General features: G+C 67.1%; 16 protein-coding genes and 1 tRNA gene. 11 read left to right on the top strand and 6 right to left on the bottom strand.

The window, feature by feature from the left end; all coding sequences use genetic code 11:
* Nucleotides 1-27: 27 nt before the first annotated feature.
* Entirely contained in the window at nt 28-777 is a 750-nt protein-coding gene (locus tag WC597_RS01900; RefSeq protein ID WP_372691500.1) for a Bax inhibitor-1/YccA family protein, read from the top strand.
* 55 nt (nt 778-832) lie between these two features.
* Here the strand turns inward: WC597_RS01900 and WC597_RS01895 are convergent, their stop codons facing one another.
* Both WC597_RS01895 and WC597_RS01890 read right to left on the bottom strand, forming a co-directional pair.
* Nucleotides 833-1,168 carry a DUF2794 domain-containing protein gene (locus WC597_RS01895; protein WP_372691499.1) on the bottom strand — a complete coding sequence of 112 codons (336 nt, stop codon included), beginning with the start codon at nt 1,166-1,168 and terminating at the stop codon, nt 833-835.
* 333 nt (nt 1,169-1,501) lie between these two features.
* On the bottom strand, nt 1,502-2,851 hold the full coding sequence (locus tag WC597_RS01890) for a trypsin-like peptidase domain-containing protein (RefSeq protein WP_372691498.1): 1,350 nt from the start codon (nt 2,849-2,851) through the stop codon (nt 1,502-1,504).
* A gap of 171 nt (nt 2,852-3,022) precedes the next feature.
* On the opposite strand from WC597_RS01890, the gene WC597_RS01885 reads away from it, so the two are divergent.
* The 4 genes from WC597_RS01885 to WC597_RS01870 all read left to right on the top strand — a co-directional run bounded on the left by WC597_RS01885 (nt 3,023) and on the right by WC597_RS01870 (nt 6,092).
* Nucleotides 3,023-3,322: a DUF6356 family protein gene (locus WC597_RS01885; protein WP_372691497.1), complete on the top strand. Its 300-nt coding sequence runs from the start codon at nt 3,023-3,025 to the stop codon at nt 3,320-3,322.
* An 81-nt stretch (nt 3,323-3,403) separates the two neighbouring features.
* Entirely contained in the window at nt 3,404-4,576 is a 1,173-nt protein-coding gene (gene rlmN / locus WC597_RS01880) for a 23S rRNA (adenine(2503)-C(2))-methyltransferase RlmN (RefSeq protein WP_372691496.1), read from the top strand.
* A gap of 231 nt (nt 4,577-4,807) precedes the next feature.
* Nucleotides 4,808-5,248, top strand: a complete 441-nt coding sequence (locus tag WC597_RS01875; protein ID WP_372691495.1) for a DUF350 domain-containing protein — start codon at nt 4,808-4,810, stop codon at nt 5,246-5,248.
* A 13-nt stretch (nt 5,249-5,261) separates the two neighbouring features.
* Nucleotides 5,262-6,092, top strand: a complete 831-nt coding sequence (locus WC597_RS01870) for a serine protease (protein WP_372691494.1) — start codon at nt 5,262-5,264, stop codon at nt 6,090-6,092.
* Nucleotides 6,093-6,457: 365 nt separating this feature from the next.
* On the opposite strand, the gene WC597_RS01865 is transcribed toward WC597_RS01870, so the two are convergent.
* Entirely contained in the window at nt 6,458-9,319 is a 2,862-nt protein-coding gene (locus WC597_RS01865; protein WP_372691493.1) for a M16 family metallopeptidase, read from the bottom strand.
* A gap of 248 nt (nt 9,320-9,567) precedes the next feature.
* Here WC597_RS01865 and WC597_RS01860 point away from each other — a divergent pair, with 248 nt between their 5' ends.
* Nucleotides 9,568-11,289: an ATP-binding protein gene (locus tag WC597_RS01860; protein ID WP_372691492.1), complete on the top strand. Its 1,722-nt coding sequence runs from the start codon at nt 9,568-9,570 to the stop codon at nt 11,287-11,289.
* A 274-nt stretch (nt 11,290-11,563) separates the two neighbouring features.
* Here WC597_RS01860 and WC597_RS01855 read toward each other — a convergent pair whose 3' ends face one another.
* On the bottom strand, nt 11,564-12,433 hold the full coding sequence (locus tag WC597_RS01855; RefSeq protein WP_372691491.1) for an isoaspartyl peptidase/L-asparaginase family protein: 870 nt from the start codon (nt 12,431-12,433) through the stop codon (nt 11,564-11,566).
* A 144-nt stretch (nt 12,434-12,577) separates the two neighbouring features.
* Between WC597_RS01855 and WC597_RS01850 the strand changes: the two genes are divergently transcribed.
* Nucleotides 12,578-13,579 carry an NADPH:quinone oxidoreductase family protein gene (locus WC597_RS01850; RefSeq protein ID WP_372691490.1) on the top strand — a complete coding sequence of 334 codons (1,002 nt, stop codon included), beginning with the start codon at nt 12,578-12,580 and terminating at the stop codon, nt 13,577-13,579.
* Nucleotides 13,580-13,738: 159 nt separating this feature from the next.
* Here the strand turns inward: WC597_RS01850 and WC597_RS01845 are convergent, their stop codons facing one another.
* Complete coding sequence (locus tag WC597_RS01845; RefSeq protein WP_372691489.1) at nt 13,739-14,149, bottom strand: YkvA family protein; 411 nt, start codon at nt 14,147-14,149, stop codon at nt 13,739-13,741.
* A 56-nt stretch (nt 14,150-14,205) separates the two neighbouring features.
* On the opposite strand from WC597_RS01845, the gene WC597_RS01840 reads away from it, so the two are divergent.
* Nucleotides 14,206-14,988 (top strand): SDR family NAD(P)-dependent oxidoreductase, encoded by a 783-nt coding sequence (locus tag WC597_RS01840; RefSeq protein ID WP_372691488.1) that lies wholly within the window; start codon nt 14,206-14,208, stop codon nt 14,986-14,988.
* Nucleotides 14,989-15,186: 198 nt separating this feature from the next.
* Nucleotides 15,187-15,261, top strand: a tRNA-Gly gene (locus tag WC597_RS01835).
* Between the two features lie 625 nt (nt 15,262-15,886).
* Here WC597_RS01835 and WC597_RS01830 read toward each other — a convergent pair.
* Nucleotides 15,887-16,600, bottom strand: a complete 714-nt coding sequence (locus WC597_RS01830) for a TetR/AcrR family transcriptional regulator (RefSeq protein WP_372691487.1) — start codon at nt 16,598-16,600, stop codon at nt 15,887-15,889.
* Nucleotides 16,601-16,815: 215 nt separating this feature from the next.
* Between WC597_RS01830 and WC597_RS01825 the strand changes: the two genes are divergently transcribed.
* Together WC597_RS01825 and WC597_RS01820 are read left to right on the top strand one after the other, a co-directional pair.
* Complete coding sequence (locus WC597_RS01825; RefSeq protein ID WP_372691486.1) at nt 16,816-19,053, top strand: TonB-dependent receptor; 2,238 nt, start codon at nt 16,816-16,818, stop codon at nt 19,051-19,053.
* Nucleotides 19,054-19,069: 16 nt separating this feature from the next.
* A complete protein-coding gene (locus WC597_RS01820; RefSeq protein ID WP_372691485.1) occupies nt 19,070-20,446 on the top strand; it encodes a hypothetical protein in 1,377 nt (458 codons plus the stop codon).
* Nucleotide 20,447 lies beyond the last annotated feature (1 nt).

The following is a 20,447-nucleotide window of genomic DNA, read 5'->3' as shown; positions in this document are numbered from 1 at the left end:
CCGGCCAATCGGAGAAAGTTCGTCGCCATGAGCGATTTCAACAACGGCTACGCCCGTCCTCTGCCGCAGACGGCCGACATGTCGGTCGACGCCGGCCTGCGCAGCTTCATGCTGGGCGTCTACAACAAACTGGCCCTGGGCCTGGTGGTCGCCGCCGCCCTGGCCTACGTCACCGGCAATGTGCCGGCCGTGCAGCAACTTCTGTTCGTCCAGACGGCGGACGGCCGGATCGGCCTGACCATGCTGGGCATGATCGTGCAGTTCTCGCCGCTGGTGATGCTGTTCGGTTCGATGTTCTTCATGAAGAACCCGTCGGCCAAGGGCGTGAACCTGCTCTACTGGGCTGTGGTCGCCACCATCGGCGCGGGCCTTGGCATCGTCTTCCTGCGCTACACCGGCGCCTCGCTGGCCTCGACCTTCCTGGTCACGGCGGCGGCTTTCGGCGGTCTCAGCCTGGTGGGTTACACCACCAAGAAGGACCTGACCGGCATGGGCACCTTCCTGATCTTCGGCGTGATCGGCCTGATCATCGCCTCGGTGGTGAACATGTTCCTGCAGTCGGGCACCTTCTACCTGATCATCTCGGGTCTTGGCGTGCTGATCTTCGCGGGCCTGATCGCCTACGACACCCAGCGTCTGAAGATGACCTATTACGCCCTGGGCGGCGACCAGAACGCGATGGGCGTGGCCACGGGTTTCGGCGCGCTGAGCCTGTTCATCAACTTCGTGAACCTGTTCCAATTCCTGCTGGCCTTCATGGGCGGCAACCGGAACTAAGGTCTGTCGCAAGACGGATATGGAAAGGGCCCCTCTCGGGGCCCTTTCTTTTTGCCTAATCCACGACCTGGAACTTGCGGCCGTCGAAGACCCGCAGCACCTGGGCCAGGTCGCGGCCACGGCGCAGGATCTGGCCGCCTTCGCCGATGACGGCCCACTGGCCTTGGCGGCCTTGCAAAGCCGGGCGTTTTTCGATGCGATAGAGCGGGGCGTCGCCGTAGCGGCGGAAGACGGCGAACTCGGCGAAATCCTTGTGACCCACGATGCCGTAGTCGCGCCATTCGCCTTGCGCGACCATGCGGCCATAGACCCGCAGGATCGGGTCCAGTTCGCGGCGATCGAAGAAGACGGGGCCAGCGGTGGGCGCCGCCTCGTGAGGGTTCAGGCTCATGCCCCTCAACTTAAGGACGAGGCGGCCCGGCGCCAGTGGGCGCAAGGAAAACGACGCAGACACGAAATGGCCCCGTTTCGGTCCTTCGCCCGCCCGGTTGGGCGACGAAATATCGATCATCGGCTCGTCGGAGTTCGGAAGCGTCCCGGATCCTGAACAGCCCCCCCAGCTCCCCTGGATGTTTCCACGAAGGGCTCCGGCGGCCGATGCTTCCTCCAAGCGAGCGCCCGCCCTGCCTTTCCCCTCCCCCTCCCTGGCAAGGCGGGCGTTTCGCTGTCTGGACCTCTGCCCGACAGCGTCAGGACGCCCTGACCCGGCCTGGAGTCCCGCCGCCTAGAGCGACAGGGTCAGGTTCAGGTTCAGGGTTTCTCCATTCCTCAGCACGGTCGCCTCGACCGAGCCTGTCGCGCCCTGAAGGGCGGTGGCGGCCGCTTGGGCGTCAGCCACGGCTGCGCCGCCGATGGCGGTGATCAGGTCGCCGGCCGTTAGCTCGGCCTGGGCGGCGGGCGATCCAGCGGTGACGGCGACGACCTGGGCGCCGCCGTCCTGGTTTCGCAGCGTCGCGCCATAGGCCAGCACAGACTGGGCGCCGACGACCACGGGCTGATCCACGGGGTTCTCGACCGACAGGCTGGTCGTGGCGTCGCGGCCGCCGCGCAGATAGGAAACGCTGAGGTCCGAGCCGGGCGCGGCGATGCCGATCGTGGCGTTGACCGAACCGGCGTTGGCGACGGGGCGGCCCTGGATGCGGGTGATGACGTCGTTGTGGCGCAGGCCCGCGTGCTCGGCCGGCGATCCCGGCGCGACATCGGCGACGACTGCGCCGCGCACGATGCCCAGGTGCAGCTCGCGCGCCCGCTCGGCGTTCAGCGAGCCGAAGATGGCGCCCGTCTCGCCGCGCTTGACCTCGCCGTTCTTCTTCAGCTGGTCGGCGACATACAACATGATCCGCGTCGGCACGGCGAAGGCGATGCCGTCGTTGCCGCCGCCCAGACCGCCCGACAGGATGGAGGTGTTGATGCCGATCAGCCGGCCCCGGCTGTCCAGCAGCGGGCCGCCCGAGTTGCCCGAGTTCACGGCCGCGTCGGTCTGGATATAGTCCTCGACCGCGTCGCCAAGGCCGGATCGGTTCAGGCCCGAGATGACGCCCATGGTCAGGGTCTGGTCCAGGCCCAGCGGATAGCCGACCGCAAAGGCCAGGTCGCCGGTGCGCAGGGTGTCGGAATCCACCGTCTGGACCTGTTTCAGGTTCAGCGGCCGGCCGTCGGGCACGATCCGCAGCACGGCGATGTCGGTGGCCTTGTCCGCCCCCACCAGGACGGCGTCGAACAGGCGGCCGTCGGTCAGGTCGACGGTGAACTTGCGCCCGCCCTCGACCACGTGATTGTTGGTGATCAGCAGGCCCTCGGCCGCATCGAGGATGACGCCGGAGCCGGAGGCATAGGGTTTGGGATCGGTCGAATCCGAGCTTGGGCCGCGCGACTGGCCCAGGGTCGTGACCTGCACCACCGCCGGCAGAGAACCCTCCAGCCCCGACGAGAAGGTGAACACGCCGCGCCGCGCATCATAGGGCAAACCCGCAGCGCTCGACTGGGCCAGCACCGGCGCCGCCGAGGCCAGCAGGGCCAGGGCGACGGCTAGGGATGAGACGGCTTGGCGGCGGATCGGGGTGCGGATCGGCATGAGCAATTCCTTGATCGAACCGCGACCCTAAACCGAGTTTTCGCTTCTGACGATGGGTCTGACGGGGGTTGGCGCGCGTTGAACATGCCGAATGAACAGATCGCGATAGGGGTTGCGTCCGGCGCCGTACGGCGTGACCATAGGCGCGACGAAACAGGGAAGGCCGCCGCCATGAGCCAGACGACGATCGACCGCCGCCGTTCGGGCTCGACGCCCTTCGACCGTCTGTTCCGCGACCACCCGCGCGAGGTCGAGGAAACCTATCTGCAGCATATGGTCGCCTCGGCCGGGTTCGGCTTCAAACTGCTGGGTCTGGCCGCCGCCGCATTCGCCCACGCCATCGTGCCGGGCGTCCACAAGGCCACCGTCTCTACGGCCATCCGCGGCATGGCCAAGGACATGGGTGGCCGGGCGGAAGAGGCGCGCGAGACCCGGATGCGCGACGCCGGCGTCTGGGACGTGGGCCTCTAAAGCCGTCGAATCCGCCCCGGCCATGCAATCGCCGGGATACGTGCTATATAGGCCGGCTAAACCTCACGCAGGATCGCCGCCTTGAGCATCACGCTCGACCTTTCGCGCGTCTCGAACGCCCCCGCCGTCAAGGCTCCCGTCAACCTCAGCGGTCTGACGCGCGCGGGCCTGCGCCAGGCCTTGATCGACGCCAACGTCTGTCCGCCTGAAAAGGCCAAGATGCGCGCCAGCCAAGTGTGGGGCTGGATCCACCACTATGGCGTCACTGACTTTGCGGCCATGAGCAATGTGGCCAAGGACATGCAGGCCAAGTTGGCTGAGCATTTCACCCTGGCCCGGCCCGAGATCGTCGAACGCCAGGTGTCCAAGGACGGCACCCGCAAATGGCTGATCCGCACCGCGCCGGGCATCGAGATCGAAACCGTCTACATCCCTGACGTCGGCCGGGCCGGCGCCCTGTGCGTGTCCAGCCAGGTCGGCTGCACCCTGAACTGCACCTTCTGCCACACCGGCACGCAAAAGCTGGTCCGCAACCTGACCGCCGCCGAGATCGTGGCCCAGGTCCAGGTCGCCCGCGACGATCTGGAGGAATGGCCCTCGCCCAAGGAAGACCGCCGCCTGTCGAACATCGTCTTCATGGGCATGGGCGAGCCGCTCTACAATCTGGACCATGTCGCCGACGCCATCGACATCATCTCGGACAATGAGGGCATCGCCCTGTCGCGTCGCCGGATCACGGTCTCGACCAGCGGCGTGGTGCCGCAACTGGACGCCCTGGGCACGCGCACGGCGGCCATGCTGGCCATCAGCCTGCACGCCACCAACGACGCGCTGCGTGACGTGCTGGTGCCGCTGAACAAGAAATACAATCTCGAACAGCTGATGGCGGGCATCCGGGCCTATCCGGGCCTGTCGAACGCGCGGCGGGTGACGTTCGAATACGTCATGCTGAAGGGCGTCAACGACAGCCCGGAAGAGGCGCGGGCCTTGCTGAAGCTGATCGAGGGCATCCCGGCCAAGATCAACCTGATCCCGTTCAACCCCTGGCCGGGCGTCGAATACGAATGCTCGGACTGGAAGACCATCGAGCGTTTCGCCGCCATCCTGAACAAGGCCGGCTACGCCAGCCCGATCCGCACCCCGCGCGGCCGGGACATCCTGGCCGCCTGCGGTCAGTTGAAGTCCGAGAGCGAGAAGGTTCGCGCCAGCACGCTCAGGAAGGCGGAGCAGGCGGCGGGGGCTGAGGCGGCCTGAGCCGTCGTCTCCTCCCCACGCCGTGGGGAGGGGGACCGCGAAGCGGTGGAGGGGCTTTTGAAGTCCCACGGGCGCTGGTGGTGTGTTGAAGAGCCCCTCCGTCTCTCCGCTTCGCTTCGAGCCACCTCCCCATGAAATGGGGAGGAGACACAACCCTCGACACATAATGTCACGCACTGTGTCCCGGCCGCGCTTGCGGATTGGGGCGACAATCGGGCAAGGCGTCTGGGTATGGATCCGTCCCTGTCGAACGTCCTTTCCAGCGCCGAGGTGCAGGCTTTCGCCTCGGGCTTCCCGGTCATGGTCATTCACCTGATCGTCACCCTGCTGCTGCTCGCGGCGGGGGCGACTGTCTATGCCGTGCTGACGCCGTGGAAGGAGGTCGCCCTGATTCGTCAGGGCAATACGGCCGCCGCCATCGCCTTTGCGGGCATCCTGGTGGGTCTGGCCGTGCCGTTGGCGGTGTCGCTGTCGGTCTCGACCTCGGTGCGCGACATCGCCATCTGGGGCGTGGCGACGGTGGTGCTGCAGTTGCTGGCGTTCCGGGTGGTGGACCTGCTGCTGACCGGCCTGCCGCAGCGGATCAAGGACGGCGAGATCGCGGCGGCGGTGGTGCTGCTGGGCGCCAAGCTGGCGACGGCCGTGATCCTGTCCGCCGCGCTGACCGGCTGATCGGCCGGAACCCATGCAGTTTCCCCGCCTGCCGGACTGGGCCATCTACGGAGCGGTGGCGGCCGTGTTTCTGGCGGTGTCGCTGGGTCGACGCGAGAATGCGGATGCGCCGCCCGCGTCGGCGCCGGCCTCCGAGGTCGAAGGGCCGCTCTTGGGACCGATCACCCCGTTCGACGCCGCCGTGACGGTGGATGCAGGCGAGGCGCCGTTCAAGCCGTCGTCGGGCACCGCCTTTTCCATCGCCGGGCGGGGGCGCTGGATCACCGCGCGCCATGTGGTCGAGGGTTGTCGCAGGCCGGCCCTGGTGGTGGGACAGGGCCGGGCGGTGGCGGCCGACGTGCGCCTGGCGCCGCGCGCGGACATCGCCCTGCTGATCACCGACGGGGGGCCGGCGGCGCTGCCGGTCGCGGCCGAGGCGCCGTTGAGGAAGGGGCAGAGGGCCTTTCACCCCGGTTTCCCGCAAGGCCGGCCGGGCGAGGTGACCTCGCGCCTGCTGGGCCGCGAGACGCTGAAGGTGTTCGGACGCGGCGCACGCGACGAGCCGGTCCTGGCCTGGGCCGAGGTCGGGCGCACCAATGGGCTGGAGGGGACGCTGTCGGGCCTGTCGGGTGCGCCGGCGATGGACGGTCAGGGCCGGGTCGTGGGCGTCACCATCGCCGAGGCGCCGCGCCGGGGCCGGATCTATACGACGGCGCCCGAGACCTTCGGCCCGGCGATCCGGGGCGAACAGACGGCGGGCGAGGATGCGCGGGGCCAGGCGGTGACGACCGAGGATTATGGGCGGGTGTCGAACCGGCTGAGGCGCGATCTGCGCGTGGCCCAGGTGGTGTGTCTGTCGGTCTAGGCGGCGAAATTGCACTCGGCGAAAAACAGTGCAACGAAGTGAAATTCTCTGTCAATCAGCTGTAATCGTTGAAAAAAAAGTTGCACTCGAATTGCACTGTGCAATTTGAAGGCGAGTCGAAACTCGAAGTTGGACTCTGAAAAAACAGTCCAAGTCGTCCAACGAGTCCAAGTCGGCGGGATCGCGATGTCAAAGACCGGGGGATGGATCATAACCCCGGTCGGGGCCGCGTATGGGTGAAAGACGCTGCGGGTCTTCAAGGTATTGAAAAGCTTGGGCGGCGCCGGCCGGGTTAGGATGGCTGGCGAGTATGAGACGGCGTCTCTCCCTCCCCTAGCGGGGGAGGGAGAGGGTATTTGCGCGCCCTACTTCAGCGAACCGTTGTTCAGGTTCAGGGCGCCGGCCTCGATGACTTCGAGGTTCGGGTGTTTGGCGCGCAGGGCGTCGAGGAACAGCGAGCCGTCGCCGACGATGACCAGGCTGGCGCGGTTGACCGGCAGGTGTTCGGCGAAGGCGGCCTGGACCTGTTCGGGCGTCACGGCGCGGACCCGGCCGGCGTAGTCGGCGAGATCGCTCATCGGCAGATCATAGAGGGCCAGGTTGGCGACCAGGGTCCCCAGGCCGTCCACCGTCTCCAGCGAGCGACCGAAGCCGCCGATCAGGGTGGCGCGGCGCGGGGCCAGGTCGGCCTGGCTCGGGGTCTTGGCGCCCAGTTTGGCGATCTCGGCCAGGATCAGGTCGGCGACCTCGTCGGCGGTCTCGTTCTTGGTCTGGGTCGCGGCGGTGAAGAGGCCCGCATCCGCCCGCACGCCCAGCGACGACGAGGCGCCGTAGGACAGGCCGCGCTTGATGCGGATTTCCTGGTTCAGTCGCGACGAGAAACCGCCGCCCAGCAAGGAATTGCCGACCGTCAGCGGGAAATAATCGGCGTCGGTGCGCGAGACGCCGCGAACGGCGGCGACCACGGCGGCCTGGCCTGCGCCGGGCTGGTTCACCACGACGATGCGGGGCGCCAGGGGCTGGCCGGCGGGGTTGGCGGTTGCGGCAGGCGCGGCGCCGGCGGGGCGCCAGTCGCCGAACGCCTGCTGCGCCAGGGCGCGGGCGGCGTCGGGCGTGATGTCGCCCGAGAACACCAGGGTCGCGTCCGACGGACGATAGCGGGAGGCGTGGAAGGCGGCGACGTCGGCCGGGGTGATGGCCGGCGCCGTCTGTTGCGTGATCGTCGCGCCATAGGGAGCATCGCCATAGACGACGCGGCCCACGGTCATGCCGGCGATGGCGTTCGGCTGGCTGAGGGCGACGCGCAGGCCGTCCAGGGTCTGGGCCTGCTGACGCTCAAGCTCTTCGGCGGCGAAGGTGGGGTTCTTCACCAGGTCGGCCATCAGGGCGAGCGTCGCCGGGAAGGCGTTGGACGGGGCGTTGGCGGAGACGTTGGAGAAGTCCACGCCGGCGGAGGCGCCGACCGAGGCGCCCAGCTGTTCGATCTGGGTGGCGATTTCGGGGGCCGTCTTGGTCTTGGTGCCCTGGGTCAGCAGGGCGGCGGTCATGGCGGCGATCCCGGCCTTGCCCGTCGGATCGTTTGACGAACCGGCGTCGAAGCTGAGACGGGCCGAGACCAAGGGCACGCCGTCGGTCGGGGCGACCAGGACGCGCAGGCCGTTGTCCAGGCGGAAGTCGGCGACGGTCGGGGTCGTGGGCGCGACCTCGGCGCCCGGCTGGGGCAGGGGGGTGCGCTCGGCCTCGGGCAGGAGGACGGCGGGCGGGCCGGCCGGCGCCAGGTCGGCGACGGTGACGGGGGCGCCGACGTTCATCTTCTGGACCGAGGCGGGGTTGGCGTCATCGGCGGCCAGGAAGGTGATCGTCGATTGGCGCTGAGGCGTCAGATATTTGCGGGCCACGCGCTGGATATCGGCGACGGTGACGGCCTGTATCTGGGCGACCTCTTCGTCGGCGGCGGCGGCCGAGCCGGTGTTGATCAGGGCGAAACCGAGAGCAGTGGCGCGGTCGTCCATCGTCTCGCGGCCGCGCAGGGCGCTGGCGACCAGTTCGTTCTTGGCTTCGGACAGTTCGTCGGCGGTGACGGGGGCGTCGCGCAGCCTGGCGATTTCCGCGTTCAGGGCGGCGACGCCCTCCTCGGCCGTATGGCCCTGGGCCATGATGGCCAGGGCGGACAGGTTGCCGGCCTGTTGCGAGAAGTCGGGGGTTGAGCCGATCTGGGCGGCGATCTGCTTGTCATAAACCAGCGAGCGATACAGGCGGCTCGATTCGCCGGAGGACAGGATGCCGTCCAGCACCGTCAGGGCGGGGCGGTCGGCGTCGGCGTATTTGACGGTCGGCCAAGCCAGGACGGCGGCCGGCAGGGGCACGTTCGGCGCGTAGTAGGTGACGTTCTGGGGCGCCGTCGGCTCGGGCTCGACGACATTGTTGGTCGGAACCGGCGTGGTCGGGTTCTTCAGCGGGCCGAAATACTGGTCGATCCAGCTGTCCAGCTGGGCCTGGTCGAAGTTGCCCGCCACGATCAGATAGGCGGCGTCGGGCCGGTAATAGGTGGCGTGGAAGCGGCGCACGTCGTCCAGCGACGAGGAATCAAGCTCTTCGATCGAGCCGATGCCGGGGCGGCGATAGGGGCTTTCCTTGTAGATGGTCTCGGGCACGAACAGGCCGAACAGGCGGCCGTAGGGGTTGGCCAGGATGCGCTGGCGATACTCCTCCTTCACCACGTCGCGCTCGGCGACGAAGGTCGGCTCGTCCAGGACCAGCGAGCCCATGCGGTCGGCCTCGGCGAACAGCATCCGCTCCAGATGGTTGGCGGGCACGGTCTCGAAATAGGCGGTGGTGTCGTCGGCGGTGAAGGCGTTGTTGGAACCGCCCACGTCCTCGGTCAGCCGGTCGAAGGTCTCGGGCGGCAGGTTCTTGGTGGACTTGAACATCAGGTGTTCGAACAGGTGGGCGAAGCCCGAACGGCCCGCCGGATCGTCCTTGGACCCGACCTTGTACCAGACCTGGACCGTCACATTGGAGGTGTCGGCGTCGCGCGCCGTATAGACCTCAAGTCCGTTCGGCAGGACGCGTTTTGCGAAGCCCAGCGGGGGCACGGTCACGCCCTGGGGCGCCTGAACGACGGCGGCAGGGGCGGCGCCCTCTGCAAAGGCGGGGGCGGCGAGGCCCAGCATCAGGGCCGAGGCGGCTGCCCCGACTTTGAGAGTTGCGGTCAGGCGGAATTTCATGAAGGGCTCCGAAGCCCGGAACGCCGGGCGCGCAGACCGTATCAGTGATTTGCCGACTTGCACCTTACCGAGATGTAATGAACCGGATCCTCGGTCAGGTCGTTCATGGACAAGTTCCCGACGGCGATCTATTGCCGAAAGGTCGCATCCCAGCGACCACCCCATGCCGAGGTTGCGTGCCGAGACGAGCGAAAGCGACTTCTGTCTCAGACGAAAAGATCGCGGTCTGGACCTTCGTCCTCGAAAATATGGTTACCTCGCCTGTCGTTCTGTACGGCAGTTGGGCGGCGGCCGGGCTGATCCTGGCGGCCCTGGGCCAGCCTTGGCTTGGGCTGGGGTTCGCGGCCGTCGGCATGGCGTTCGACGCCTGGGCGCAGCGGCGGGTCAGGCGCTATCAGAACGAGGCGGCGCCGGCGTCGGGCTGGCCTCTCGTGCTGATGAGCATCGTGGCGGTTCGGTTCGGCCTGGGGGTATCGGGGCCGTTGGTCGCCTGGCTGATGAACCCCCGCCCCGACGTGATGCTGGTGGTCGTGCTGATCCAGGTCTGGTCGATCGGGGTGGCCTTCGTCCAGTTCAGCGCGGCGCCGAGGCTGCTGGGTCTGGCGGCGGCGCCGATCTGCGCGACGGTGCTGGTGGTGATCTATCCGTCGCTGGCTGGGCCGCACGGGCTGGCGGTCGGGGCGGCCTTTGTCATGCTGGCGGCGATCCTGGTCATCATCTCGCGCGCGACCCACGCCCTGTGGTGTGACCTGTTCGCCGCCGACCAGCGCAACAAGGCCCTGTTGATCGAAGTCCAGGCGGCGCACGCGGCGGCCGTGGGGGACCGGGACGCCGCCCAGGGCGCGCGGGCTGAGGCGGATGAGGCCAACGCCGCCAAGTCGCGTTTTCTGGCCAATATGAGCCATGAGATCCGCACCCCCCTGAACGGCGTCATCGGCATGGCCCAGATCATGGCGGGCGATGTGCTGGAGGATCGGCAGAAGGGGCGTCTGGAGATCCTGGACCGGTCGGCCCACACCTTGCTGGACCTGATCAACCAGATTCTGGACCTGTCGCGGATCGAGGAGGGGCGGCTGGAGATCGTGCCCCAGGCCATCGACGCCGACGCCCTGATCCATGAAGTGAGCGAGACGCTGAGGCCGCTGGCGGACAGCAAGGGGCTGGCCTTCCATGTGAGGTCGGCGGGCCTGGGCTGGGTCAGCGCCGATCCGGTGCGGCTGCGCCAGATCCTGTTCAACCTGCTGTCCAACGCCATCAAGTTCACGGCCGAGGGCCAGGTGGCGCTGGACGTTGCGCGCACGGAAGCCGGGGTGGTGTTGCGGGTCTCGGACACCGGGCGGGGCATTCCGGCCGACCAGATCGGGCAGCTGTTCACGCGCTTCGCCCAGATCGAGGCGGCGGCCGTTGACCGGCGCGACGGGGCGGGGCTGGGGCTGTCGATCGTGGCGACGCTGGTGGAGCTGCTGGGCGGTCGGATCGACGTGGAGAGCGAGGCCGGCGAAGGGGCGACTTTCGTCGTCACCCTGCCGCTGAAGCGTGCGCAGCCTGTGAAGGTGGACGAGGATGCGCCCGACGCCGAGCCCCAAGAGGCGCTAATGGTCCTGGTCGCCGAGGACCATCCGGTCAATCAGCAGGTGATCCGGGGTCTGCTGGGCCAGGTCGGGATCGAGGTCGAGATCGTCGAGGACGGCCTTCAGGCGGTGAAGGCCACGCAGGCGCGCGCCTGGGACCTGATCCTGATGGACGTGCAGATGCCGAATATGGACGGCCCCACGGCGACGCAGACCATTCGCAAACGCGAGGCCGACACAGGCCTGGCGCGGACGCCGATCATCGCCTTGACGGCCAATGCGATGGTGGAGCAGGTCGAGGCCTATCTGGCGGCGGGTATGGATGCAGTGGTCAGCAAGCCCATCGACCTGAAGGTGCTGCTGACCACGATCTCCGATGTGATGGCCGCCCGGACCTAGAGCAATCGTCGCCTTTGGTCGATGCGAGCCTGAAAGATGTTCATCACAACGGGCACAACGACGTCACGGAGAACACGACGGGACCGAACGCGCGTCGGTTCTGAGTTCCATGTTCGGGCGGCGGATTGATCTTCGGCTTCGCCGCCGCAGGCCATCGAGACGTTCCGAACCGGTACGGCTTCGTCGTGTCGTCGTGACCTCGTCGTGACCGCTGTGATGAACCACTGTCTGAACGGAGCTGAGGGGTCGCCTCGTCCAACTCAGCCGCCCCCACTTAGTCGCGGAAGACCTCGACGCCGATCTCGCCGGCGGGGGTCAGCCAGGCGTGTTTCATGCCCTGGCTGTTGAAGGGGGCGGCGATGTTTCCGGCGGCGTCCAGGGCGATCATGCCGCCGTCGCCGCCCATGGATCCGATCTCGTCGATGACAGCCTGGGTCGCCTCCGCGAGGGTCTGTCCGGCGGCGACGCGCCAAGCGACCTGGGCGGCGGCGGCGACGCGGATGAAATACTCCCCTTGGCCCGTGCAGGAGGTCGCGGCCCTGGCGTCGGCCCAGGTTCCGGCGGCGGGGATGGGGGTGTCGCCCACGCGACCCGGCATCTTGCCGAAGACGCCTGCGGTGGAGGTGGCGGCGGCGAGGCGACCCTGAGCATCCAGCACGCAGACGCCGACGGTGCCGTGGCTGAGGGTTCCGGGCGGGTGGTTGTCTTCGCCCTGGCCGGCGCCGGTGAACCAGGCGGCCTCGTCGGCGATCGGCTCCAGCCCCTGATCATGGGCGAACAGGGCTGCGCCCTCGCCCACCAGCATGACGTGCGGCGTGCGGTCCATCACGGCGCGGGCGGCGACGACGGGGTTTCGGAACGCCTGCAGGGCGGCGACGGCGCCGGCGCGCCTGGTCGAGCCGTCCATGATGCTGGCGTCCAGTTCATAGGCGCCGGCCAGGTTCGGCGAGGCGCCCTTGCCGGCGACATAGAGGCCGGAATCCTCCAGCATGACGATGGCGGCGGTGGCGACATCCAGGGCGCTGTCGCCCGCGTCCAGCCGGACCTTCATGGCCTCGACCACCTGGCGCATATGCACGACCTCGGCGTCATAGTTGCGTTCGCGCCGGGCGCCGGCGCCGCCGTGGAGGATGAGGGCGGTCATGTCGTCTTCCTGAGCCTGGTTTTCGTCGCCTCTTTCAATCGGGCGTGGCGCTCTTTAGCGTCGCGATGAAGGCCGCGCCATGTCGGTCCAGGGAAAACGGCCTCAAGCAGCGCGAAGCGCGATAGGCCAAGAAAGGAAACTTTGATGCGCGCTGTTCTGTCCAAGGCTGCCGGCGGCCCCGAAACCCTGGTGGTCGAGGACATGCTCGATCCGACGCCCAAGGCGGGCGAGGTGATCATCGAGGTCAAGGCGGTGGGGATCAACTATCCTGACACCCTGATCATCGAGGACAAATATCAGTTCCGGCCCGAACGGCCCTTCTCGCCCGGCGCCGAGGTCGCGGGCGTGGTCGAGGCGGTGGGCGAGGGCGTCAAGGGCGTGTTCAAGGGCGACCGCGTCATCGCCGTGCCAGGCTGGGGCGGTCTGGTCGAACGGCTGGCGGTGCGGGCCGAGACGGTCATCCCGATCCCCGAGGCCATGAGCTTCGAGGAGGCGGCGGCCCTCATCATGACCTATGGCACCAGCTATTATGCGCTGAAGGACCGGGCGCAGCTGAAGGCTGGCGAGACCCTGCTCGTGCTGGGCGCGGCCGGGGGCGTGGGCGCTGCCGCCGTCGAACTGGGCAAGGCCATGGGCGCGCGCGTGGTCGCCGCCGCCTCGACCAACGACAAGGTCCAGTTCGCCCTGGACCTAGGGGCCGACAACGGCCTGATCTATCCGTCCGGTCCGATGGATCGGGCGGCGCAGAAGGAACTGTCGGGCGAGTTCAAACTGGCGACGGGCCGGGACGGCGCCGACGTGGTCTATGACGCGGTGGGCGGGGATTATTGCGATCCGGCGCTGCGGGCCATGGACTGGAACGGGCGGTATCTGGTGGTCGGCTTCCCGGCGGGGATTCCGTCATTGCCGCTGAACCTGACCCTGCTGAAGTCGGTGTCGGTGATCGGCGTCTTCTGGGGCGCCGCCGTCGCGCGCGATCCCAAGGGCCACGCCGCCAACATGGCCGAACTGATGCAGATGTACGCTGACGGCAAGATCAAGCCGCGCGTGTCGAAGACCTTCCCGCTGGAGAAGGCCAGCGAGGCGATCAAGGCGCTGGGGGATCGTCAGGCCCTGGGCAAGATCGTGGTGACGGTGGAGAGCTAATCCTCCCCAGCGCAGCGGGGGAGGGGGACCGCGTGTAGCGTGGTGGAGGGGGCGGAAGCGGACTGGATGCGAAACAGTTAGCGCAACGCGCGCCTTCGCCCCCTCCACCGCTTCGCGGTCCCCCTCCCCCGTTCCGCTACGCTTCTCGGGTGAGGATCGTCATTTGTCCTTCAGCCGCTGCACCGCGTCCTCGGCCTTGTCGCGGTGGCGGCGTTTGATGTTGGCGCCGACCATGGCCAGGACGGCGGTGATCACGGCGGCGTCGTCGGTGTAGCCGATGCCCGCGAAGATGTCGGGAATGGCGTCCACGGGCAGGACGAAATAGGCCAGGCCGGCGAAGATCATGCCCTTGGCCGCCATCGGCGTCTCGGGATCGCGCGCGGCGTACCAGGCGGCCAAGGCCTGGTCGGCAAAGGGGATGCGGGCGGCCGTGCGGGTGATCTTGGGCCAGAACCCCTTGGTCACACGCGCCTCGTTGACCTTCACGACGGAAGGGACGAGCGCCTTTTTCGGGTCCAGGACATCGGCAGGATCGGGGGCCGGATCGGCGGGTTTGGCTTTGGCGGTCATGGCCGCTAAATCCTCAAACGAAACTCAGGTTCAAACAATACATAGGAACGACCAGGATGAAACTCGACAACACCATCGCCGCCGTGGTCACCGGCGGCGCCTCGGGCCTGGGTGAAGGCACCGCTCGCGCCATCGCCGCGACGGGCGCACGGGTCGCCCTGTTCGACCTGAACGCCGAACGCGGCGAGGAAATCGCCAGGGAAATCGGCGGCGTCTTCTGCCAGGTGGACGTGACCGACGACGCATCCGTCGCCGCAGCCTTTGCAAAAGCCCGCGCCGCCCACGGACAGGAGCGGCTGACCGTCAACTGCGCCGGCATCGCCACGGGCCAGAAGACCGTGTCGCGCAAGAAGGACACCGGCGAAATCCGCGCCCACGACATGGCGGCGTTCGAGCGCACCGTGCGGGTCAATCTGTTCGGCACCTTCCGGGTTTTGTCGCAATCGGCGGCGGGCATGATCACGCTGGAGCCGATGGCGGACGGCGAACGCGGCCTGATCGTCAATACGGCGTCTGTGGCGGCCCAGGACGGCCAGATCGGCCAGGCGGCCTATTCGGCGTCCAAGGGCGGCGTCTACGCCATGACCCTGCCGGTCGCGCGGGACCTGGCCCAGGAAGGCGTGCGCTGCAACACCATCCTGCCCGGCATCATGTGGACGCCGATGATGGCCGGCATGGACCAGAAAATCCAGGACGCCCTGGCCGCCGCCATCCCCTTCCCCAGCCGCCTGGGCACGCCCGCCGACTATGCGTCCCTGGTGCTGGAGCTGGCCCGCAACGTCTATATCAATGGCGAATGCATCCGCCTGGACGGGGCTATTCGCTTGGCGCCGCGCTGACGCGCGGAAGGGCGCTACGCTCGCGACGCGGTCGCTCGCTGCTTGAGCGCGAAGGCGCTCTGGCGGCGGCCGTTCGGGAGTTTTCGGGGCTCAAGCAGCACGAAGTGCGGTAGCCCCTAAAAAAGGGGTTGCGGCCTGCCGCAACCCTCCGCTATACGCCCCCTCCTCGACGGGGAGCGCACCTAGCTCCTACGGAGTGCGGGCGTAGCTCAGTGGTAGAGCACAACCTTGCCAAGGTTGGGGTCGAGAGTTCGAATCTCTTCGCCCGCTCCAGTCGAGATTGCTAAGGCAATCAATAGGTTAAGGCAGGGCGATCCCAGCGGGATCGCCCACCCTGTTTTCGTCGCCGCTACCACGCCGCTACCAGAATATTTTTGTGGTAGTTTTTCTTGTCGGTCCGTTTCTGGCCGTGCTCGGCTGAAATCGCCTGCAACCTCCTTGAAAAATGTGTGGTCCGGAAGGAGAGCGTCCGCTCATGGCGCTGTCAGGCCTACGGTTGAGGTCGACTTCTCGTTCTTACGCTGGCTGCCTGAAACCGGATGAAGACGCTCGAGGTTCGCCAAATGCTTTCTTTGCTTGGCTGCGCGACCCTTCCGCTTCGTGGTGCCTCCCCTTACATCGAGGGTTTGTCGCCCGCTATCTGGCGTTCCCACTGTGCAGTCGCGTCCAGGATCAAATCTGCCCGCAGCGTGAGCCTCTTCTCGCAACAGTCAGCCCCGCTCTTGCCTGAGGACGGCGGCTCGGCGGCACCGACAAATCCCACTTAGCGAAAGCGTATCGCTGGCACGTGAAGCTTACATGAGCCTCCAAGCGCCGTTCCGAACCGGCCGTTATATCCGCTGAAAAGTTGTCTGTGCGTCGCGTCGATATCGGGATTGCAGCGAAGCGCTCCGACGCCTCAGCGGCCGACTGACCGGAATCCTTCGCTGAACACGGTGATCATGGTTTCCAGGGCGGCCCCCAGATCGGATGATTTGCAAAGCCCGCCCGAAACGTCGTCGATCCGGCCCGTCTGGGCCAAACCGTGGGTCAGGCTGGATGAGACGAGGTCGAAGAACCAGTAAATCCGCTCGGGCGGCGCTTCCGGGGCCAGGGCCCTGAGCATGTCGATGAAGCGCTGGACGATGGGGTCGAAGTTCTCGGCCATGACGTCCTTGCCGCCGAAATGGGAGGCGTTGGCGTGACCGACGATGGCGGCAAAATAGACCCAGCCCTCCCCCTTATCGATGACCATCTCATAGATGGGCCGCAGAAAGATATCGAGGACGCCCTCGATGGTCATGTCTGTGCCAACCTGGGCCTCATAGGCGTCCATGGCCGCAATCCGGGCCGCGTTCACCTCGCCTGAACGACGGGCGAACACCGCACGGAAGACCCGGTCCTTGTCGCCGAAATAGTAATGGATAAGAGCCGTATCGACATTGGCCCCTGTCGCGATCGCCTTGAGGGTGACGCCGTCGCGGCCGTGCAGGGCGAAGAGCTTCTCCGCCGCGTCGAGGATGGTGTTGGTGGCTTCCTCGCGCCGTTCCGACTGGGCGCGCCGGGCTGGACGCTTCCTCTCAGGATGGGCGGCGGATCGTGTATTGGCGGGACGGGCGAGACTGTCGGTCATCAGGGCGCTGCCATCGGTGCCGGCTGAAAACCGGATCTGACCGATTGATAGGAGGAACGGTCGGGCGAGACCAGCCGGTTAAACTTCTTTATTTTGACGCCAATAAAGTTTGTTGACGCCCCAGATGTCCTCGGCTTTAGTCCCGGCGTCCGATCGACGGACATCCAATGAGCCGACGCCAAGCCGGCCGTTCACATAGGGAAAAGGGGACCGCCATGCGGCAGACCATCATGACGGGCGTCAGTGCGCTCGCGTTCGCTCTCGCCGCATCGTCGGCTCTCGCCCAAACGGCGGAGCCACAGGCCGAACCCCAGGCGACGACACTCGACGAAGTCGTCGTCACCGCCCGCCGGACCGAGGAAAACATCCAGGACGTGCCTGTCGCCGTCACCGCCTTCAGCCAGGAAGGCTTGCGCCAGCGCGGCATCGAGACCGGCACGGACCTGCAGAACTTCACCCCGTCGCTCAGTGTTGTCGGCAACACCAACCGCAACCAGGAAAACTACACTATCCGCGGCATCGGCGGGATCGGCAGCCTGGGCACGGGCGGCGGACCGGGCGTGGTCGCCTACTTCGCCGAGGTGCCGTCGACGGCCAGCGGCCCGGGCCTGCTGTTCGACCTGCAGTCCATCCAGGTCCTGAAAGGCCCCCAGGGCACCCTGTTCGGTCGCAACACCACGGGCGGCGCGGTCCTGTTGGACCCGGTCAAGCCTGGCTTCGAGCCGGACGGCTACATCGAAGGGACGGTCGGCAATCTGGATCGCCGATCGGCGCGCGCCGCCGTGACCCTGCCCCTGAGCGACAGCCTGTCGCTGCGCCTGGCCGGCCAGCTCGACCAGCGCGAAGGCTTCGTCACCGACGTCAACACGGGCAAGGACTACAACGACCGCAACAACTTCAGCCTGCGCGGCGGCCTGCTGTTCCAGCCGAACGACCGGATCAGCAGCTATACCGCCGTCAACTATGTCGACATCGACGAGAACGGCCCCGGCACGGTGCTGCTCGCTGTCAACCCGGCAGGCCCGGCGGCGGCCCTGCTCAACCCCCTGCTGGCGGCCCAGCAGGCGCGCGGCAACGACCGGATCGCCTTGAGCGCCGACACCAAGAACGTTAGCCAGACCCTGCTGGCGTTGAACAACACCACCTTCCAGCTGACCGACAACATCACCCTCAAGAACGTCCTCAGCTACACCCGCACCCGCGCCGATTTCGGCTCCGACGGCGACGCCTCGATCCTGGTGATCAACGATCTTAACGGCGCCATTCCGGGCCGCTGGAACGTCGATAACGAGACCTGGACCGAAGAGCTCCAGGCCCGGATCGAACTGGGCCGCCTGACCTTCCAGACGGGCGTCTTCTATTCAGACACCTCGACGGTCACGCCCCTGACCTTCATCCAGCGCGCCAACCTCGGAGCGGTCACCCTGCTGCAGGACAGCGCCCACGCCAATGATACGTCCAAGGCGGTCTACGGCCAGTTCACCTATGCGATCACCGACACCCTGACCGCCAACGCCGGCTATCGCTACACCTGGGACGAGTTCGGCGGCGACATCAGCATCTACATTCCGCAGTTCGGCAACGCCTGCGGCACCAACCCCGGTTTCGCTTTCCCCAACTGCAGCCGCGACTTCGACGGCGAGAGCGACGGCGACACCTGGCAGCTGGGCCTGGACTGGCAGGCGACGCCCGACACCCTGATCTATGGCGTCAGCCGTCACGGCTACAAGAGCGGCGGGATCAACCCTTCGGTCCTGCTGGTCATCGCCACCAGCCCCCTGTTCCGCGTCCGGCCGGAGACCGTCACCGACGGCGAGATCGGCCTGAAGCATGACTGGTCGGCCTCGGGGATCAACGCCCGCACCAACTTCTCGGCCTTCTACATGAAGTATGAGGACATCCAGCGAAGCGACTACGCCCTGATCGGCGGCTTCAACACCCAACTGATTACCAACGCCGCCGAGGCGACGGTTAAAGGCTTCGAGTTCGAAGGCGTGATCCAGCCGATCGCGCCGCTGACGATCACGGCGACCTATTCATACAACGACGCCACCTACGACACATACATCGACGGCCTCGGCGTCGATCGCAGCGGCTTCCCGTTCCAGTACGTCCCTGAGAACAAATACAGCGTCGACGCCAAGCTCTACCTGCCCGTCCCGTCGACGATCGGCGACGTCAGCGTTCGCGCCTCATACGCCTGGCAGGACGACCAGCAGGTGTCTTCGGACCTGCAGCCCTTCGGCGTCATTGCCGCCTATGGCCTGCTCAACGTTCGTCTGGACTGGGAGCATATCGCCGGCTCGGACGTGGCCCTGTCGTTGTACGGGACCAACGTCAATGACGAGGAATACCGCGTCACCTCGAACGCGACCTACAACACCACAGGTCTGGTCGGCGCCGCCTTCGGCGACCCGCGCCAGTACGGCGTGACCCTGCGCTACAGCTGGTAGGAGACCCCTTATGTTGATGAAGCCGCATCCCGGATTCAAGCGAGCGTCTATCGCCGCCCTGGCCGTCGCCGCCGTCCTGTCGGGCGCCGGCTGCAGCACCCCGGCCAATGCCGACCTGCAACCGGCACAGGCTTCCTTCGCGGCGAGGGCCTCGGCCCAGCAGGCGACGGACGTGGAGGTCAAGGCCCGGGAGGATGGCGGCTTCACCGTCAACGGAAAGCTGGAGGGCGACCATTTCGCCATGGCCGTCCCCGCGAACTGGAACGGCCAGGCCCTGGTGTTCGCCCATGGCTATTCGGTGCCCGGCAGCTCGATCGCCGTATCCGAAGACCCGGCGGACAAGGATCCCTCGGGCGGGCTGATGAAGGGCGCCTATGCGCAGGGCTTCGCCATCGCCCACAGCGACTTCGACAAGGCCGGGGTCGGCGTCGAATCCGCCGTAGAGAACACCCTCCGCCTGCGCGCCTTCCTCGGCCGCATGGGCGTGACGGAGGCCTATGTGGCCGGGGGCTCGATGGGCGGCAATATCGTCATGGCCATCATCGAGACCCAGCCGACGGCCTTCAGGGGCGCCCTGTCCGGCTGCGGTCTGGTCGATAACTGGACCGATGAGGTCGGCCTGTTGATCGATCTGCGGGCCCTCTACGCCTACTATACCAGGGACACAGAATACGCCCTCCCCGGCGAGACGGACCTCAATCGTTCGGCCCTGTCCCCGATCGCGCCCAACGCCATCGGCGCGCTCAACGAACCCTTCCGTCTGGTGCAGATGAAGCGGATCGCCGATCCCATCGCCACCCTGTTCAAGGCCGCAAGGGAGACGCCGGGCGGACGCGAGGCGCAGATCATCGACAGGATCGCTTCGATCGCCGGCGTCACGCCCGAACCCGCCTCCTTCATCGTGCCGATCATGACCGTGTCCCTGGGCATGGATGACATGAACGCCACCTTCGGAGGCGGCGTCTACGACAGCTCGACCAAGGTCTACGTCAGCCCCCTGCTGACCGCCGAAGAGGCTGCAGCCCTCAACCGCGACATCGGCCGTGTCCGCGCCACCCCCTCGGCAGTGGCCTATGCGGATCACTGGCGACGTTCGACGGGCCGGTTCTCCATCCCCCTCGTCGCCATTCACAACCGCATCGACTCCCTCGTTCCCTACAGCCAGTTCGAGGGCCTGATCCGCAAGGTCGAAGCCGCCGGCAACGCCGATCGCCTGCTGGCCATCACCGTCCCCGAGATCACCATGCCCCTCACCGGCACGGGACTGGACGGCCTGGCCCATTGCGGCTTCACCCCGGGTCAGCTCGGCGCCGCCTTCGACGCCCTTCAGACCTGGACGACCACGGGCCAGCGGCCGACCCCGGTCATGCCGGCTGCGGCGCCGGCGCCCTAAT

This window comes from Brevundimonas sp., assembly GCF_041648115.1.
In the GTDB taxonomy this organism is placed as follows: domain Bacteria; phylum Pseudomonadota; class Alphaproteobacteria; order Caulobacterales; family Caulobacteraceae; genus Brevundimonas.
Note: the sequence above shows the minus strand (reverse complement) of the source record. Positions and strands in the feature narration are given on the sequence as shown.

Bases quoted from the DNA above. Each gene is read 5' to 3' on its own strand.
- WC597_RS01865 (WP_372691493.1), bottom strand. From the start codon at position 9,319: ATGAAATTCCGCCTGACCGCAACTCTCAAAGTCGGGGCAGCCGCCTCG.
- WC597_RS01850 (WP_372691490.1), top strand. From the start codon at position 12,578: ATGCGCGCTGTTCTGTCCAAGGCTGCCGGCGGCCCCGAAACCCTGGTG.
- WC597_RS01845 (WP_372691489.1), bottom strand. From the start codon at position 14,149: ATGACCGCCAAAGCCAAACCCGCCGATCCGGCCCCCGATCCTGCCGAT.
- WC597_RS01825 (WP_372691486.1), top strand. From the start codon at position 16,816: ATGCGGCAGACCATCATGACGGGCGTCAGTGCGCTCGCGTTCGCTCTC.
- WC597_RS01830 (WP_372691487.1), bottom strand. From the start codon at position 16,600: ATGACCGACAGTCTCGCCCGTCCCGCCAATACACGATCCGCCGCCCAT.
- WC597_RS01840 (WP_372691488.1), top strand. From the start codon at position 14,206: ATGAAACTCGACAACACCATCGCCGCCGTGGTCACCGGCGGCGCCTCG.
- WC597_RS01895 (WP_372691499.1), bottom strand. From the start codon at position 1,168: ATGAGCCTGAACCCTCACGAGGCGGCGCCCACCGCTGGCCCCGTCTTC.
- WC597_RS01860 (WP_372691492.1), top strand. From the start codon at position 9,568: ATGGTTACCTCGCCTGTCGTTCTGTACGGCAGTTGGGCGGCGGCCGGG.
- WC597_RS01875 (WP_372691495.1), top strand. From the start codon at position 4,808: ATGGATCCGTCCCTGTCGAACGTCCTTTCCAGCGCCGAGGTGCAGGCT.
- WC597_RS01885 (WP_372691497.1), top strand. From the start codon at position 3,023: ATGAGCCAGACGACGATCGACCGCCGCCGTTCGGGCTCGACGCCCTTC.
- WC597_RS01890 (WP_372691498.1), bottom strand. From the start codon at position 2,851: ATGCCGATCCGCACCCCGATCCGCCGCCAAGCCGTCTCATCCCTAGCC.
- WC597_RS01855 (WP_372691491.1), bottom strand. From the start codon at position 12,433: ATGACCGCCCTCATCCTCCACGGCGGCGCCGGCGCCCGGCGCGAACGC.
- WC597_RS01820 (WP_372691485.1), top strand. From the start codon at position 19,070: ATGAAGCCGCATCCCGGATTCAAGCGAGCGTCTATCGCCGCCCTGGCC.
- WC597_RS01870 (WP_372691494.1), top strand. From the start codon at position 5,262: ATGCAGTTTCCCCGCCTGCCGGACTGGGCCATCTACGGAGCGGTGGCG.
- WC597_RS01900 (WP_372691500.1), top strand. From the start codon at position 28: ATGAGCGATTTCAACAACGGCTACGCCCGTCCTCTGCCGCAGACGGCC.